This window comes from Paenibacillus sp. SRL342, from assembly GCF_984798905.1.
Genome location: NZ_OZ481790.1, coordinates 3,658,743 through 3,677,272, shown reverse-complemented (window position 1 = coordinate 3,677,272; position 18,530 = coordinate 3,658,743). Strand labels below are relative to the sequence as shown.

Genomic DNA, 18,530 nt, shown 5'->3' with positions numbered 1-18,530 from the left:
TCAAAAAATCCGATTCCGGCATCACGGAATCGGATTTTTCATTTATTGTGCCTCAATATATAGAGAATTCAGAAGTTAATTGGCAGGACCCAGATTAATCAAGCTGACCTCGGATAATGAGACGGTTGTGTTGCCATCTTGCTCACCATCAATGTTACCCAGATCAAATGAAATTCGAGTATTCGCATAGCTGTCTTCTGTTGCATCAAATGTAAACGTGAACTCCTGTTCTTCTGGAGTCAAATCAACTCGTGTCCCAAAGAACCCATGCCATTCATAGTTGGCAGCGGCATCGACCCATCCAACTCCCAAACCCAATTTTCTGGACTTCTCCGCTTTGGCTTTAAACGTTAATTTATATTTAAAACCTTGCTGTATGCCAAATCCTTCATTGATGACTTGACGATCCCATGGATGCTGTCCTGCATCACCAATTTTGGCTTGAAGCTGTTGATTGTTAACTTGCATCTCAAGGTCCGCTGCATTACCATCCGCGTGGGTAAACCAACCTTCCTCACCTTTGGAGAAGTCGCCATTGGGGATAAGATTAACATGAGCTGGCTGCCCTCCTTGATCTGCATTTGGATTAACTTCATATAATTGAACGTTTTTGATGTGAATCGAGTGTTCACCTGTAGATAGCGGATATCCTAATCCAAATGCAAGCATGGCTGCCGAATCGGAGGTATCTCCCATGGTGAAGGTATAAGTATACGACTTTTGATCCGCGGTTAATTCCACTTCTTCTTCAAAATACTTCACAAAATCCCCTGCATTCTGAGAAAGAACAGCTTGCATGGATTTAGGACTTGAAGCAGATGCCTCGAAGGTAAGTCGGTACGTTTTGTTTGCATCAAGTTTGACCTGACCTTGTTGTAACAAAGCATCCCACCAATGTTCACTTGTACCAGGCAATTTAATCGTTAATCCTGCGCCCTCGTCATGTGAGGCTGTCAGATCATTAGGAATTAGCTCCCACTGATTCAGATCAGCTGTTAGCTCACTGTTCTGAATTTTGTTTTGTGAAATATCCACCCAACGTGTATTATAATCTGCTCCTTCAAAATTCACATAATAGGGTTTGCCTGCTGTCAAGTTGACCCCTGGAAAATACACCGTTTTATAGGCTTGCCATCCACCCGTGTCTCCGAGACTCAGGTCTGATTGTGCAACGGTTGTCCCTTGTTCATCCTGAATGCTGAACTGAACCTTGGAATCACTTTTTCCACTGGCCATTCGGGCAGACAGAACATAAACTCCGTCGTGAGCTACATCGATTTTATATTGCAGCAGATCTCCTTGATCCATGTAGCTGACATGTTTTCCTCCTTCTACGGAGTCCTCGAGTTGCAAGCCCTGCATCATCCAGGCTTCGGTAGCAGGAACATGTGCGTAGCCATTCACTGACAGAGGTTTTCCGCGTTTCGTCAAACGAACGTTGTCCACGTATACCTTACCTTTAGAACTGCCAAATAACAGTCTTAGCTCGGATTGTGCGATTGATGCTCCATCTCCAATAATGATTTCTCCAGTAAATGTTTTCATCTCTTGGTTCAAGGAGAGGTTTTGTCCTTGATGAACCTGTACTGTATGCCCAGTACTGCTGACAACATCAATATCGATGCTTCGCGTTGTATCTGCCTTGGCATCTAAGGAGAACCCATACGTTGTATTCGCTTCCAACTTCAAATCCGGTTGGTTTACCGAAACTTGTTGTGGGTCATTATTCGTTTGAGTAACATCAACAACCAGCTGACGCTCCATAATCGGGAATTTCGAAAAGTTATTTACACTTATATTGGCTGCCGCACTGTCCTGAATGTTGCTTGACCAGAATCCCAGACGCTCCTTGCCTTGATCGAATGTGCCATTGTAAATAAAGTTGCCATCAGGTAGCGCGTTTCGTTCGACAGTTAACGGATCAGCCTCACCCACCTCGATCAGTCTGACATTGGCAAACCAAACGGTTGTATCATCCAGCCCCAGATTAAATTCGAATCTGGCATTGTTATCCGTGCCATCCCGCATATTGAAGGTATAGTCATATGATTGCCAATCTGTCGTGAGTGCAAAGGTGTTATCGCCCGAATAATTGGTCCAGCTTTTTTCGAATTGGTTCACTTTGGACATGATTGTACGGTCAGCAGATGCCTTCGCATCAAACTGTATTTTGTACTTTTTGTTTTTCTTAATGTACATCGGCATCTGAGTGAGTTGAACCGAGTAGTTTTCAGTACCCGATGCATCAATGGTAACTTCTGCTGCTTTCCCTTTCTGCTCATCCGTTACAACTTTGACACTGCCAGCTCCATCAGCATTTGTGATGAATTTCCACTGCAGAGGCACTCCATTGTCTGCAGACCCTTCCGAAAAACGATCATTGTAGATTTGATTGCCATCGGCTTGTGGGTCACGCTGTTGCGCAGGCTCGATGGGATTTGTTGTTACATCAGGCCATGTGTCTAGATTTTTGTAAGAATATACTCGCACAAAATCAACATTCATCTTTTCGGAAGTGAAGTTGCTTTCAGGTGAGCCCGGCCAGTCTCCTCCAACTGCCAAATTGAGAATTAGATAGAATGGACGATCAAATGGTGCAGGGAACGTATAATACTCGGGTTGGCCCGCAGCCTTCGTTTGCCAGTTGGTCACCTCATGATGCAGCTTTCCATCCACATAGAAACGAATCATACCCGGCAACCATTCCACCTGGAAATCATGATAATCGTCAGCGAAAGTTTCTCCCTTCGGAAGAGTAAGGCTTCCCTGATCATGTCCATGGGAACCGTCAGGCTTCACACTGTCATAATGCAATGTACTATATACCTTGTTATTACTCTCTTTGCCGCCAATTAGCTCCATAATATCGATTTCTCCAGAGGCAGGCCATCCTCCATAATGCGCTTCATCGGTTGGCATCATCCATATGGCAGGCCACATGCCTTTTTCTATAGGAAGCTTTGCACGTACAACTACTTTACCGTAGGTCCAGTCGCCTTTTCCCATGGAGATCAGTTTGCCAGAGCTGTAATCTTTACCGTTTTTCGGACCCTTTTTTGCTTCAATCTGCAGCACGCTTCGATTCTGATCTTTTGTAATGCGAGTGTTATCAGGGCTGTAATATTGCATTTCATTGTTATAAACGAGTCCTGTATCCTGCACGGTCCATTTGGAAGAATCAATCGAAGGCCCGTTAAACTCATCATTCCAGACCAGCTCCCATTGATCATGCGGAATTGTTGTTGCTGGAACCGGTTTTTCGCCAGCCGGATTGCTTGGTGTTGATGGTGTAGACGGTGATTGCCCGTCTGGAGAAGATGGTGTGGGTGTACTTGTCACATTTGTTGAACCACCAGGCTGCGATGAAGCAGGTTGTTGGGCTTCATCCACCATGGATGTGCGCAATCCTTGTTTTACTTTCTCTCCGTTGATCACAACATCATCGGCATCTACACTCAATTTTTGGATCGTACCTTTGGTATCCATTCGAGTCTGACTCGCTTCTGCATGAATATTCATGGAATCAATCAGGCTGTTTGAAGAGATCTCCAGAATGGATTTCTGCTTTACATGCATCTCCTGAATGTTACTTTCTTCCGTAATAGAGATTCTGACGGGTTCCCCACGTTTGTCAACGACTACTCGATTTAGCTTGGAGTTGTTAATGTTGATGGAATGGCTGCCTCCGCCTTTAATAATGACACTTCCTGTAACCGTTACGCCCTGAAGAACAACAGATCCCTCGCCAATGCCTTCGGCCAGCAGCAGATTTCCATTAACAATCATATTTTTTAACGTGACATCCGTTGAATTAATAATCAAGTTGCCATCCACTCGGGACTCATATATACCAGGAGCACTTTTCACATCTGCAATCATCGCCGACAACATTGTTGCCGTCTCCGCTCGTGTAATCGGGGCTTTGGGATTTAATTTGCCTTGGAAACCTTTAAGAATATTTTCGTCCACCAGATAGGTAAGCGCTTTCTTTGCATAACCAGAGATCTCATCTGCATCCTGAAATTTCAATTGTTCACTATCTTCATTGGTAGCCGCTGAAAGTTGAAAAGCTCGATCTACCATAACCGCTGCATCTTGACGTGTAATCGGTTGTTGTGGTGACAGATGTTCACGGTCTGTTCCTTCGATGATGTCAGAACCATTCGCTCGTACCATGACGTCATAGTACCAATCGTCTGAAGTCATATCCACATATGGGCCAGTCGCTGCATTACCGGTGAAACCAAAGGCCCGATCCAGAATCATCACGAATTCAGCTCGGCTAATGACCTGACTGGGCTTGAATGTACCGTCCGTATAACCTTTCAATAGATTCAAGTCTTGCAAACGTGTAACTGCAGATTGTGACCAATGCCCGGTCAGGTCTGTATAGGGAACAGAGAAGTGCAGGCTTTTCGCCTGCACATTTCCCACCTCCGCTTGACCCTGTACACTTTCTGCTCCAGCAGTTGCTGGATAAACGAGAGAAGCCATTAAACTCCATGCCATCATATAGGCCAGTCCTTTTCTCATCCTTCTTCCTCCCTCAGCTCAGTTATCCTTGCATTTGCATAGCCTATTCCTTGACTGCCCCAATAACGATCCCCTTAACGAAGAAACGTTGTAAAAACGGGTATACCATCAGGATCGGAAGCGCGCCGATAAAGATCTGTGCTGCGCGTACAGTTCGCTGCGAGATATTCTCCAACATGGAAGGATCGACGTTGATTTTGCTGAGATCTTGCTGAACGATAATAGTTTGTAGCAGAGAAGCAAGTGGATAATTTTTAATATCAGACATATAGATCATGCCGTCGAACCAGGAGTTCCACTGATACACCATCGTAAATAAGGACAAGGTTGCGATAGCTGGAAGCGACAGTGGTACGTAGACCAGAATCAACGTTTTGATATGACCTGCTCCATCCAAATAAGCTGCTTCCTCAAGTTCTTTGGGCAGTCCGCGGAAGAAGTTCATCATGAGAATAACGTTCCACACGGACAGTGCGCCAGGCAGAATAAGTGCCCAGATTGTATTCATCAAGCCAAGCTTCTGGATCAGAATGTAACTTGGAATCAAACCGCCGCTGAACAAAATGGTAAATACGAAAAACCACGTATATAAGGAGCGACCTTTAAAACTGATATCTTCCTTCGACAACGGAAATGCGGTTAAGAGCATGATGACTATACCAATGATCGTCGCAATTACAGTCCGTTTAAGTGATACGATCAAGGAGTTGATGAAGTTTGAATTCCCGAATGTTTTCACATATGCGTCGGTTGTGAACCCGATGGGCCAGAAGGTAACCAGGTTTGATGATGCTGGCGCCATACTGCTGAATGAAACAGCCAATATATGAATAATTGGTAAAATGCAGAGTATCGATAATATCCCAAGAAAAGTATAGTTAGCGATGCTGAATATGCGGTATCCTTTTGTTTTATAATACAAGCCCTTTTCTCCTCTCTAGAAAACTCGATAATTAGCTAGTTTGTAAGCCATTCTGTAAGATATAACAATCAAAATGGTAGCAACCACAGATTTGAACAACCCTACTGCTGTGGCAAAACTCATCTTCCCGTTCAGAATCCCGAGTCGATATACAAAGGTGTCAATGATGTCGCCTTTGTCATACACAAGTGGATTGTACAAGTTGAACACCTGATCAAAACCGGCGTTCAAGATGTTGCCGATAGAGAGTGTCATCAGTACGATTGTAATCGGCATTAATGCCGGAATCGTAATGTGCAGCGTCTGTTTAAATCGGTTGGCCCCATCCACCTCGGCAGCCTCGTAGAGTGCAGGATTAATTCCTGAGAGAGAAGCCAGAAATACGATCGTACCAAAACCAAATTCTTTCCACACATCACTGAGGATCAGCGTTATTCGGAACCATGTACCGTCTCCCAGGAAGAAGATCGGTTCTCCTCCAAAGGCTACGACAAGCTGGTTGACCATGCCGCCCTGAGGAGACAGGATATCGAGCAGAATACCACCGAGAATAACCCATGATAGGAAATGCGGTAGATACACAAGCGTTTGACTTACTCTCTTGAATGCCGTCAAGCGCACTTCATTGAGCAAAATGGCAAACAGGAATGGAGCGAACAGTCCTGCGATGATTTTGAAAAATGCAATGACCAGCGTATTCCAGATCACCTGGCCTACGTCCGGATATAAGAATAAATATCGGAAATTGTCCCAACCCACCCATTTGGATTCAGAAAATCCCAAGTATGGTTTGAAATCCTGAAAAGCAATTACAATGCCACCCATCGGTATGTACTGAAACACCAGTGCCAGCAATACAGCTGGAATGAGCATCATATGCAAGGTCCAGTTCCGTTGCATATTCCAGCGCTGTTTAACCCTGGTGGAGCGCCGTTTATGCGGCGTTTCTAACGTGTGTTCCTTCACTCCTGCATCCCCCATGTTCTAAATTTTGTATTTTACAAGTCATCGTGAACTTGTATATTAAAATTATAGCAATGGAAATTTGTGATCTATATCCTAATATTGCAACAACGATATCAATATTTTAATAAGATTAAGGAGGTTGGACTTTGTTCACACGCTTGAATGTCTTTACCAAAATTACACTGTTGTTTGTGATGCTGCTTATTCTGGTGCTGTTTCTCTATACATACTCGAACCGGGAAAGCGTGCGTGTTATCGAACACGAGATTCAGAACAATACGATGAATCATCTCTCGACATTTGCTGATTCAGTAGAATCCAATATTTACCAACTGTCATTGTATGGGATGTCTATTGGGCAAGATTCGAGTATTCAGGAATATCAACGTCCCGACTACAAGGACATTCCCTATGAACGTGTGAAAGTTGGAAGCGCCATTCTGGAGAAAATGAATCTGTACAACGCAGCAAGCAAATGGCATTCGACCATCACACTATACTTCCCAAGGATGCAAAAAGTGATATCAACGGATTATTATGCTTACATTCCGTACAGGGATGATGAATTTAAGGAGCCTCTCTCGCAATCCTGGACCTATGCCGACAATCAGTTTATCTGGTACACTACCGATCCAACGACAGCGATGGCGAGACCTGGCAAAGCCAGATTGATTACCAAAATCAGTTTTCCAGTTCATCACTTAACTGCACTTCTTAATCAAAACAAGTTAAATAATAAAGGTGACCCGTTCATGTTCCATCCCGATTATGGATTAATCAGCAATAGTTCTGGAAAGGAAACCTTGAACGCAATCCTCCCTTCCCTGAAAGAAGCAAAACTGCAGGCCAGCGGTGGATTCAGTACAACGTTGAACAAAACGGAATATTACGTCTCCTACATTCAATCCAAGAGCCTCGGCTGGTATTATGTTGACTATGTGCCTATGCAGCAAATTTTGAAACCGATTACGAGCAGCCGGAATCTTTTTTACGCTTCAATTGCCGTTCTGATCGTGATGAGCGTTGTTGTATTATATACACTCTACCGAAGTGTGCAGCTTCCACTTTTACAGTTGGTGAAAGGGACGAATCGCCTGTCCACCGGGGACTTTTCCGTTCGGCTTCATCATTCTGCACGCAATGAGTTCAGCCTGTTATTTGCACGTTTCAACATCATGGCTCAACGAATTCAAGAATTAATCGAGAATGTATATGAGGAGAAATTAAGAAGTCGGGAAGCCACGCTCAAACAGTTGCAATCGCAGATTAATCCGCATTTTTTATATAACTGTCTGTTCTATATCAAGAACATGGCCCGAATGAAAAATGAGAAGGCCGTGGTAGCCATGGCACTGAATCTGGGGGAGTATTACCGATACATAACCAGGTCCGAAAAGGATCAAGCCACGCTTCGTGAAGAGCTGACAATGGTCAAAAACTATTTGGAAATCCAGTCACTTCGTCTGGAACGAATGCATTTTACAATCGACGTGCCCCATGATATTTTAGATAAAACAGTTCCCAGACTAACCCTCCAGCCTATTATTGAGAACGCTATTATTCATGGTCTGGAGCCCAAATCGGTGGATGGTGAGATTAAAATTTATGCGGACTGCGAGGATGATGTATACACGATTATCGTGGAGGACAGCGGGCTAGGCATGTCTGAGAAACAACTTGATCATCTGAGAGATAATCTTCTTAAACCGCTGGATGAGAATATGGGATGTGGTACATGGAATGTCCATCAGCGTTTGTCTTTTCTGTACGGTGAAGGATCTGGACTATCTTATGATCATTCTTCAATGGGTGGGATTAAAGTTAACATCACGTGGCACGACAATACAGACAAGTAGGTGAACGACCCATGCTGCAAATATTATTAGTTGACGATGAACGTTCCGTCGTGGAAACGCTGGCAGAGACCATTCCGTGGGAAAGCTGCGGGATCGGTACAGTTCATGAAGCATTATCCGGTGCAGTAGCGCTGGAAATTATGGACAACCACGACATTGACATTGTAATTACGGATATACGTATGCCCGAAATGTCAGGCATTGCACTGATTACGGCGATTCATGAAAAGTGGCCTCATGTGCAGACGATTCTGTTATCAGGTCACGCCGACTTTGAATATGCGAAACAGGCCATTGCGCAGGAAAGCTTTGATTACTTACTGAAACCCGTTAGTGATGAAGATCTGATCGAATCCGTGCAACGTCTTGTTCATCGAATTAAAGAAAAGTGGGAAACCGCAGCATCTCATCAAAGAGCCTTACACGCCTTTCAGGATCATCTGCCATTGCTTCAATCCACGATGCTGCATGAGTTGCTGACTGGAAAAGTCTATGATCAGAAGACGCTGGCAGACAAGCTTGATCTGCTGGAGCTTCCCTACTCCGTAGGAGAAGATCTCGGCATGTTGATTATCCGTATGGAGAAACATCTATCCGATATGGCGCACGGCGACCTGGCCCTAATGGAATATGCGATATGTAATATCATAAGTGAAGTGATGCATAATCATTTTCATATCTGGCACACACGAGACGTTCATGATTACATTGTTGTTCTGGTTAGCATGAAGCATCCGCCAACGATGAGTTACAGCAGGAGCGAGACGCCTCAGACATTGCTTGAGCAGTACGCTGCCCAGATTCAAACCAATGTTCAGTTATACCTGAAAGGTGCAATCTCCATTTCCGTCTCCAGTTGGGGCAAGTTTCCCCACGAAATTGGAGAACTCTATGAGCGAACAGTTATGTCCATGCGTAAACGGATGGGTCAGGTGCAAGGTTTGTTTGTCACCGCTTCCGATGAAACGGATGCCAATCCTCTACATACGATTAGGTCGCTTTATCAGCCACCAACGTTGATTAGCCTGCTCGAAGCTGGTCGCTTTGAGGATGTGGAACAGAAAATCGAACACATTTTTGAGGAACTGCTGCATTCCAATGAACATCATGATATTGCGGAGTCAACCTTTGAGGTGTATTTTGCCATTGCGGGTGCGTTTGCGTACATCATTCATAAAAATGGCAAACAAATCTCTTCTTTGATTCCAGCAGAGTCCTATCGTTACTTTCAAGCTCCCAGCTATTCCACTGCGCAACAGCTACAGGACTGGTCCGTGCGTACACTTCATTACATACGAGATGATGCTGAACAAGAGCTTAGAGACAATCACAGCACCATTGTGCGCAGTGTCAAAAGTTTCGTCGACCTTCATCTGGCTGGAGATGTATCGCTGCCTGCAATTGCCGACCATGTGCATCTGCACCCGGTGTACCTGTCCAAGGTATACAAGGCAGAGACCGGTGAAGCACTTACAGCATACGTGTACCGGTTAAGAATGGAGAAAGCAGCCTATCATTTACGAACATCAACCGCCAAAGTGTTTGAGATTGCAGAACTTGTCGGTTACAATAATACCGCATATTTCATTCGAGTTTTCAAGAAATTTTATGATCTTACACCGCAAGAATATCGGGAAAATCTTCCGGTTTAAGAGATAACTCTTGCCAGCGTTGACATTCTGGTAATCTCTCCGGTTTCCCTTCCCCATATCGAATACAAAAAGGCATTGCAGGAGAAGATCTCCGGCAATGCCTTTTTGGTGCTTATGTGGCCGGGATGAATCAATTCAGCCAGCCCTGCGTCATCCTATTTTCCGCTTTTCACGGAATCATACCACTCGTTAACTTCTTTCGTAATCTGATCTCCACCTGAAGACTTCCACTTCTCAACAAATGAGTCGAACGCATCAACAGAGGTTTTGCCATATACAATTTGAGAGAATGTATCTTTCTCCATCTTAGTCAAAATGTCATTGTTCATCTGCATCGTCATTGAAGGTGCACCGGTAAACATTTGATTGAACACGATATCTTTTTGATCCAAAACAATCTTGGCTGCATCAAGCATAGGTACTGGTACACCTGATTTGATTTTCTTCTCAAACGGTGTAGTTGCTTCTTCACCGCTTGCCAGCTTGGCAAGTGTTGTCATACTTAGATTGGGAATACGCGCTCCATCAAAAGTCAACGTGTACTTCTCGGGAGCATAACCCCCCGTGAGACTTGCATCAGTTGATGGTTTCCCATCTACCATAACCCAATCGTATCCTTCCGCAAATCCATGCTCAAACTCATCGCCCTCTTTAGGATTTGCATAGTGATCAAAGAGATAGTTCTGATAGGTGAAAAAGGCTTCCGGATTTTTCATGTCTTTGTTAATTAGAACTACGCCATTTCCGTTTGACGTACCATGTCTTCCTGCTTGACCATTTGGACCGGAAGGAATGGGATACGCCTTGTATTCAGCCTGAGGATTGTTTTTCTTCACATCCTCCAGCGGCCAGGATGGCATCCAGTGAGGACCGACCACAATACCTGCTTTTCCGGCAGTAAATTCTTCAGCTGCTTTTGTCTCGTCATACACGCCGGCTTCTTCCGGGATATACCCTTTGCTCATCCAGCTCTGTAATTTGGCCAAAGCCTGTTTTGCACCAGGTGTAACGGAACCGTATTCAAGTTTTCCATCTGCCGTCAGATTCCATTGGTTTGGCATTGTACCATAAGCGCCAAATACCCACCCAGCTTCAGACATCCATGTGTTCAGCCAGTTCTTGAAGCCAATGGTGAGTCCGTAAGTGTCCTGCTTCCCATTGCCATCCGGATCTTGATTCGTAAACGTTTCCATAATGACTTCAAGATCATCTATAGTTTTAGGTGCTTCCAGATTGAATTTCTTCATCCAGTCTTCACGGATCCACATGACAGGATCACCATTATAGGAATAGTCCAGAATCGGAATACCGATCTTTTTGCCATCTTGCATGTATGGATACCATACGGAAGGATCTTCGTTTACGGCTGCTTTCCATGTGTCGCTGGCATATTTGTCAAACAACTCGCCCGCATCGACAAATTTTCCGGACTCAATCAATTCACGCACCAGATTGAATTCGCCGCGATACGAAATAATGTCCGGCATGTCCGCATTGGAAGCAAGCGATAGACGCAGTTTTGTCTCAAATGCATTATTGGTGGATGGAGATATCCACTGGTTTTTCAACTCAATTCCGAGTTTCTCCTTAGCCCATTTGGTATGGACGTTGTTATCCTGATCCTCGCCTGACTTAAACTTCACGTCTGGACCCCATGGTCGTAAATACGTAATGGATACTGGTGGATCATACTTCCCATTTTTAAGCTCCAACGTTGTCGCTGGTGTACTTGATTCAGTTTTCTTTTCGTTCCCGTTACTACACCCACTCAAGGCTGCAGATAGGGCCAATACACCGATCATGACCAAACTACCTACTCGTCTCTTTTTACTTGTGTCCAACTTCGTTCCCCCAGTCTATGTAATGTTGCTTACAGGTTAATCATAATGAATGTTTGATATTTATGCCCATACTAATATTGCAACATTTATTGCATTAATTTAGGATATTGGATATTGAATACATATATTGAATAAATACAATGCCAGAATATAGAAAAAAGCAGCCGCTAACGGCTGCTTCAGTCTGCTTAATTACTCGTATATTTAACCCAATCGTACTCAGCATAGAGCGGATTGGCCCCATTATAAGGACCGAGCCAGCTATCTACTCCTGTTCCATTCCACAGGTTCATCATGATTTTTCCAGGTGTTTTAGGAATATTGCTGGTTGCCGTATGCTTCAATACACCATCAACATACCATTTGATATGTCCCGGCTGCCAGTCAAATGCGTACGTATGGAAACCTTGGGATGCATCAAAACCTAGATTGATAATCTTCTCATGATTACCAACCCCATTGGTGTAATAATTAAACTGCACTTTGGTTGTGTCTTTTCCTAAAAATTCGATATCAATCTCATCCCATTGGGTGCCATGTGCAGGGCCTGTGTATGTGAAAAAAGAGGAAACTACACCTGTGTTCTTGGCAGGTTTCATACTGACTTCATACAAGCCGTACCCATACGTATTTGTGGTACGATACTCTCCGCAATCAAACTTGTTCTGTGCAGAGCTGGTCAAACCAAGCTTAAGCTTGCCGTCACTTGTAAAATTAACATTGTTAGCCCTCCACGTACAGTTAAACATGCTCCCATTGGAATACCCATCCGCTTTTTGCCACGTACTTGCGTTAAAATAGGTTAGAGGTTCCCAGAAAACATAACCCGCGAAAGCGCTTACCGAAAAAAACAAAGAGATGACACCAGTTACCGCCAAAGTATACCAAGACTTCCTTTTCATCATACACCTCCATGAATGATTCCAACATGTACAAGCAGTATAATATTAGATAACGCTTACATGGTTGGTATTTCCATTTTATCTGGAAGCAGAGCGGTACACTATAGCAAACTTCAAAGCAGAGATATTCAATTTTTAAGATCCTCGTTCTTGTATCTAATCATGTCATGTTAAGACTATGCCAGTTTCATACACGTAAGATTGATGGATTGAATGAAGCGCCTGCCCTTCAGCATAGAAGGAATCAGGCGCTCCATGTAAACCATTTTTGCATATATCTCAACATGTTTGTTTCTTTATTCAGCCTAAAAAGGTCTATTTCGTACCAGCTCGTATCAAAATATCTTCAATTTCCTTAAAGCCTTTATTCTTCGCATGACTGAGTGGTGATACCCCATCACGATCCGGTATGTTCACGTCTGCTCCGTGATCAATGAGTAATTGTATCGTCTCCTGCTGCTGAGCATTGCCATCGTTAAGTATGATCGCTTCGAGTAGTGCTGTCCATCCCAATTGATTCACATGGTCCACATCCACCGAAGTTTGAGTCAGTAATTCTTGCACTACATCCACATATCCATGCTCCGAAGCTGGAATAAGTGCTGTCCCTCCATATCGATTCGTTATCGCTGGGTCCGCTCCCGCCTCGATTGTCAGCTTCAAAATATCCAAGTATCCTTCAGCGCCAGCATACAGAAACGGGGTATTTTTCATATCGTCCTGTATATTCACATCTGCCCCCGCTTCAATTAACACTTTAGCCGATGTTAGATCATTATTGTAGGTTGCAATCATTGTAGCGGTTCGTCCACTCTGATCTTGAACATTGATATTGGCGCCTGCTTGAATCATTTGTTCGATGCGCTCAGTATCGCTGTCCTCGACTGCCTTGAACAGCTGTTCATCTGCTGAAGTCATGGCCTTTACCTCCACATTAGAGTCGTTTCTCATTTCAGGCACGCAGCCTTGGACGATCAACATACTACTTATCAGGACGACGATGATCAGCGATTTACTCATACTGCCTCCTTTACTCCAGTGTCAAGGTGACCGAAGAAGCGATACTCCAATCCCCAACTGGGTTTATTGTATACGTAGTACCCGGAGTCAACTTCCTATCATTTGTTAGGTCGAATACACCCGTCGCACCTTTTCGACTTGAATATTTATAAGTAGCCGTCAGAACATCCCCGCTAGGTGAAGTTAACGTTACACTTCGACCAGAGAACAGTTCATCCCCAGGGTCCTGGTCAAATGTAACTTCAATGGAGGTTTCGCTCACTGCTTGAGCACTTGCAACCACTAGTGCATCAAACGATTTCGCCGTAAATGAAGCATTTTCGATGTTGGCCCAATCCGAAGAAACCGTATATGTGACACCTGATTTCAGCGTTTGTCCCTCAGGCAAACGGAACTTCGGTTCTTGTTTACCGTCTGTGGATTGCGTGAACGGGACATATCTGGCAACGATAGGCTCGCCACCTTCTGGCGTAATTACAACTTGTCTTGCCTGCATGGAAGAGATGATTTGATACGTTTCTCCTCCTGCTTGCTCTTGATCATTCAGCACAAATGCATTAGCTCCTCGACCACCGCTGTAAGCCGAAATGATGTAACCATAATCCACGACACCGTTCACTTGCAGTGCTTCAATCTCGAATGTATCATTCGTTACTTGACTAGCCGTTGTCATGTTTATTTTCGTGGCACTGCCTTCAAAGGAACCTACGTCTTGGCCTTTGTAAGTCAGGTTGTACACTTCACCAGCATCTTGTACGGACGTTGGAACGATGTAAGTCGCAATTGACCCTGTTTTCAAACGGGGCATATTGGTTAACGTCAACCCGCCACTAAACGCAAAGTCCGTTTGTGCCTTGGCAAAAGCTTCATTCGCTGCTGTCAGCGGCTTGTCGAATGTGACGATTAACGTAATGGCATTCAGAGATCTAACGCTCTTGATTTGAGCTTGCTCCGAAGGAATAGCTTGGTGTGCAGTTTGCAACAGCACTGCTGTTTCGCCGCGAGTTGCTGTACCGTTCTCGGAGTAAAACTCGCTCATCCAATGGTGAACGGACTTTACATCACGTTGCATCGCTTTGGATACGACCTGTTCGAGTTCAGCATCCGACACTTGAGTTTGCGGATTGAATTGTCCATCGTTAGCCTGCATGATGCCAAGTTCAACAAGCTTTGACGCATATGGCGCATACCATGCATTGGAATTGACATCCGTTAATTCTACGATTTCTCCCGTCTTGCTCTCCAAATTAAACGTTTTGAAAACCAATGAAGCTAACTCCGCACGGGTAATTGCTCGATGTTCACCCATGGATTGATCTGCATATCCGTTCATGATCCCCAAGCTATTCAGATCCTTGATAGCAGCTTCAATCTGTTGTTGGGTAAGCTGTGTGGTTGTTGCCGCAATGTTAGTAACGTATGTAGCTGCATGTACTTGATTCGCAGTTAACGGGAATACCGCTGTACCTAATGCAGTTATGGTTAGAAATGTAGCGATTTTGCGGGTTGTAGAATTCATGATTGAATTCCTCCTCTATAGGTTGTAGTTGCCTGTATCTATAGAATAGAGGACAAAAAGAAACTCCCAAGGCTAAAGTTATTAACAAAATATAAACTGGCTCTAAATTTTCACGAAACTTATGCAGTAAACCGGTAGCCTGCGCCCCAGACGGTTTCAATATACTCCGGATTTTTTGGGTCTGTCTCCAGCTTGCCGCGCAGTTTGCGAATATGGACGGTAACCGTTGCAATGTCTCCGGTGGAATCCATGCCCCAGATCCGCTCGAACAGATCCGATTTGCTGAATACACGGTTGGGATGACTTGCAAGAAATACAAGTAACTCGAATTCCTTGGTTGTAATCGCCACCTCTTCTCCATTAACAAAAACGCGGCGTGAACCTTTATCAATGTGAAGCCCGCGAATGTGGATTTCATCCTGCTCAGCTGGTTTGTTTTTGCCAAGTAGTCTCTCGTATCGGGTCAAATGAGCCTTTGCTCGCGCAACCAATTCACTTGGGCTGAACGGTTTTGTAATAAAGTCATCCACTCCCAGATTGAACGTCCGGATCTTATCGATTTCTTCCTTTTTTGCTGAAACGACAAGGATGGGCACTTCCTTCACCTCGCGAATGCGCCTGCAACATTCGAAGCCGTCGAGTCCCGGAAGCATCAGATCAACAATGATCAGATGATAGTCCCCCTCCAGTGCCTGCTTCAGGCCTTCATCACCAGTATGGCAGAGATCCACAGAAAATCCGTTGAGCTCAAAATAATCCCGTTCCAGTTCCGCAATCGTTGTTTCATCTTCAATGATCAAAATATTTGCCATTACTTATTGGTCCCTCTCTTCATTCAGCCGTTTCAGCTTGATATATATGCTCGTGCCATCATTGGGCTGGCTTTCAGCCCAGATGAAGCCCCCATGTCCATCAATGATTTGGCGGGCAATTGCCAGCCCGAGTCCACTTCCACCCGTTGAGGAATTGCGGGATTGTTCTGCACGATAGAAGCGTTCAAATATATAAGGTAGTGCCTCTTCCGGGATGCCTTTGCCATTATCCTTAAAGGTCATCGTAATCCATTTCTCATCCGCTTGAAGTGTAATCTCGAATCGTTTGTGTTCATTCTCCATGTATTTGAGTGCATTATCCACCACATTAACAACGGTACGTTTTAACTTCTCCGGATCCACAGCAGCTATAGCGGGACCAGATACCTGGTTATTCCACTCTAAGGCAACGCCTTTGTCCTCCAGATCGTATCTCAGCTCTTCAATGCTATCTTCAAGGAAATCAGCGAGATCAACTGTTTTGAACAGGAAAGGTTCTTGGTTCAAGTCGAGCTTGGAATACAAAAACAGTTCATCCACCAGCTTATCCATGCTAACTGCTTTGGAGTGAATGATATTAACATAACTCTCCATTTTCTCCGGAGTATTAGCCACGCCGTCACGAATACCCTCAATATACCCTTTGATATTGGTAATGGGTGTACGGAGATCATGCGAAATGTTGGAGATAAGCTCTTTGCGGTTCACTTCGTCCTGCTGACGTAACGCATAGGAGAGCTGTAATTGATTCCGCATACTCTCAAACGCTTCGCTGAGTTGACCAACCTCGTCATTGGAGTTTAGCTGAAGTTCAAAGGATAGATTGCCATCCTTAATATGTTCGGCTGAACTTCGTAGTTGATTCAAGGGTTTAATGAAGCTGCGCGTGATCCAGCGGAACAAGAGTAGATTTGCAATGATGAGGACGCCAATAAGCAGGAATGACATCACAGGTAGCAGTTTACGAGTAAGCTCCGCAAAGGGGCTTCTCTCACGAATGACAAAGATACTCCCACGTTCCCCGTCTGAATATTGAAAATCAAATTTTGCATACGCGTAAAATCGCTCACCAATATTGAAGGTGCTCCGAATCTGATAATTGTTGAGATCATAGGCAGGCAGTGCTTGCTTCAGTTCTGGCTGGTTGAAGGTCAGCGATTCGAAGATCTGGCTATTCTCCCGTCTGACGTAGAGCCCTGACTTCTCGGCTCGAAGCTTCATGTCATATTCACGCAGCAAAACCTTATTCTGCAGGTCGTCCGGGTCATTTTTAGCCAGAAACTTCATCTCTTGAAAGATCGATTCTCCCTGTTCAGTCAGGGGATTGATCTGATAATGTACCTTGTATATATCGCGGAAACTCTGCAGATCCCCTGTGGCCGCAATCGTATACAGACTTGCTGTAAGGAGGATGAACAGCAGACTTATGACAAGCATGCCCGTGAAAGACAGTAGCATTTTTATTCGAATTGACATGGGTTCCCCTTCTCAAGCAAGCAATTGGATTAGTTAGTGCACATGTTAACACAAGATGGATTCTATTGCCCATATGTAAAAAAGAGCTTTCTTTTTCATTATATATGTTGACAGTGATAATCGTTATCAATAATGTTGGAGTAAGGTGCACAACGATTGATCTTAGAATGACCGGCAAACACTTTTGAAATGAGGTACGAAATGTGAAAGTAGACGTTAATCAGTTAGCAGCGCATTTTGCACACATTCCTTTTCAAGTCGAAGGAGTATATCGATATGCTAGAAATCCAGGGGTTCCTCAGGCTGACTATACCGATTCTTTTCCTGGATTTGTATTTCCTCTTACAGGAAAAATACAATTTCAATTTGATGGTACGCCCTATATTTTTTCACCAGGAAAAGTTGTACATGGGGGCGCGAAAATGAAACTGGATCAAACCGTGTTTCATAGAACGGACTGGGAATACATCCTCGTTTTATACCGGATATGTAGTTCGGACCTCGAAGAGACAAGTTTTTCCCATCAGCATTTTGAATTATCAACGGGTCAATCGCCACGTCTGATCGAATTAATCATGCGTCTTTGGCATGTGTATAATCAGCGTGGAGGTATTTCAAAGTTTCAGACCGAGATGCTGTTTCGCGATGTACTGAATGAGACCTTAATATGTGTTGACCATAGGCAAAATAGTTGTGAATCAGATGTTCTATTCGAACGGGTCTCTACCTATATCCAAGAATACTATGATCAAAGTCTGACTGTCGCATCCCTTGCAGAACAAAATAACGTTAATCGAAATCGACTTTCCTACGTGTTTAGAAGACATGCAGGTATGGGTCCAGCAGAATATGTATTGAAATATCGTATAAACATGGCACTGCAAATGTTATTGGCAAGTGATGCATCTGTACAACAGATTGCCGAGACCGTTGGCATTGCTGATCCCTTTTATTTTAGCAGAGTGTTTAAGAAACAATGTGGTATTTCTCCTACGGAGTATCGTCTGAAGTTCATCAATAATCCATCCTGA

The 18,530-nt window shown here is 44.1% G+C and carries 12 protein-coding genes; 3 read left to right on the top strand and 9 right to left on the bottom strand.

Annotated features, from left to right (window positions below; all coding sequences use genetic code 11):
- Positions 1 to 75: 75 nt before the first annotated feature.
- Genes AC4E8D_RS16130 through AC4E8D_RS16120 form a run of 3 tightly spaced genes read right to left on the bottom strand, consistent with a single transcriptional unit; the run spans position 76 to position 6,421 of the window.
- Positions 76 to 4,533, bottom strand: coding sequence for a carbohydrate binding domain-containing protein (locus AC4E8D_RS16130; protein ID WP_490204933.1), 4,458 nt, complete (start codon positions 4,531 to 4,533; stop codon positions 76 to 78).
- A gap of 43 nt (positions 4,534 to 4,576) precedes the next feature.
- The gene (locus AC4E8D_RS16125) at positions 4,577 to 5,455 is read right to left on the bottom strand and encodes a carbohydrate ABC transporter permease (RefSeq protein WP_221821204.1); all 879 of its coding nucleotides are present in this window, start codon (positions 5,453 to 5,455) and stop codon (positions 4,577 to 4,579) included.
- A gap of 15 nt (positions 5,456 to 5,470) precedes the next feature.
- Positions 5,471 to 6,421: an ABC transporter permease gene (locus AC4E8D_RS16120; RefSeq protein ID WP_017688355.1), complete on the bottom strand. Its 951-nt coding sequence runs from the start codon at positions 6,419 to 6,421 to the stop codon at positions 5,471 to 5,473.
- A gap of 146 nt (positions 6,422 to 6,567) precedes the next feature.
- Between AC4E8D_RS16120 and AC4E8D_RS16115 the strand changes: the two genes are divergently transcribed.
- On the top strand, positions 6,568 to 8,277 hold the full coding sequence (locus AC4E8D_RS16115) for a sensor histidine kinase (protein ID WP_083669649.1): 1,710 nt from the start codon (positions 6,568 to 6,570) through the stop codon (positions 8,275 to 8,277).
- Positions 8,278 to 8,288: 11 nt separating this feature from the next.
- A complete protein-coding gene (locus AC4E8D_RS16110; RefSeq protein ID WP_237175285.1) occupies positions 8,289 to 9,929 on the top strand; it encodes a response regulator in 1,641 nt (546 codons plus the stop codon).
- Positions 9,930 to 10,084: 155 nt separating this feature from the next.
- Here the strand turns inward: AC4E8D_RS16110 and AC4E8D_RS16105 are convergent, their stop codons facing one another.
- The 6 genes from AC4E8D_RS16105 to AC4E8D_RS16080 form a co-directional block, all read right to left on the bottom strand.
- On the bottom strand, positions 10,085 to 11,770 hold the full coding sequence (locus tag AC4E8D_RS16105) for an extracellular solute-binding protein (protein ID WP_490204932.1): 1,686 nt from the start codon (positions 11,768 to 11,770) through the stop codon (positions 10,085 to 10,087).
- A gap of 188 nt (positions 11,771 to 11,958) precedes the next feature.
- Positions 11,959 to 12,672: a beta-glucanase gene (bglS, locus tag AC4E8D_RS16100; RefSeq protein ID WP_076317835.1), complete on the bottom strand. Its 714-nt coding sequence runs from the start codon at positions 12,670 to 12,672 to the stop codon at positions 11,959 to 11,961.
- A gap of 315 nt (positions 12,673 to 12,987) precedes the next feature.
- Positions 12,988 to 13,692, bottom strand: coding sequence for an ankyrin repeat domain-containing protein (locus AC4E8D_RS16095; protein WP_490204931.1), 705 nt, complete (start codon positions 13,690 to 13,692; stop codon positions 12,988 to 12,990).
- A 10-nt stretch (positions 13,693 to 13,702) separates the two neighbouring features.
- Complete coding sequence (locus AC4E8D_RS16090) at positions 13,703 to 15,211, bottom strand: S-layer homology domain-containing protein (protein ID WP_490204930.1); 1,509 nt, start codon at positions 15,209 to 15,211, stop codon at positions 13,703 to 13,705.
- Between the two features lie 119 nt (positions 15,212 to 15,330).
- Positions 15,331 to 16,023 carry a response regulator transcription factor gene (locus tag AC4E8D_RS16085; RefSeq protein ID WP_237175289.1) on the bottom strand — a complete coding sequence of 231 codons (693 nt, stop codon included), beginning with the start codon at positions 16,021 to 16,023 and terminating at the stop codon, positions 15,331 to 15,333.
- A 3-nt stretch (positions 16,024 to 16,026) separates the two neighbouring features.
- Positions 16,027 to 17,499 (bottom strand): sensor histidine kinase, encoded by a 1,473-nt coding sequence (locus tag AC4E8D_RS16080; protein WP_490204929.1) that lies wholly within the window; start codon positions 17,497 to 17,499, stop codon positions 16,027 to 16,029.
- A 203-nt stretch (positions 17,500 to 17,702) separates the two neighbouring features.
- Here AC4E8D_RS16080 and AC4E8D_RS16075 point away from each other — a divergent pair, with 203 nt between their 5' ends.
- Positions 17,703 to 18,530: a helix-turn-helix transcriptional regulator gene (locus tag AC4E8D_RS16075; protein ID WP_490204928.1), complete on the top strand. Its 828-nt coding sequence runs from the start codon at positions 17,703 to 17,705 to the stop codon at positions 18,528 to 18,530.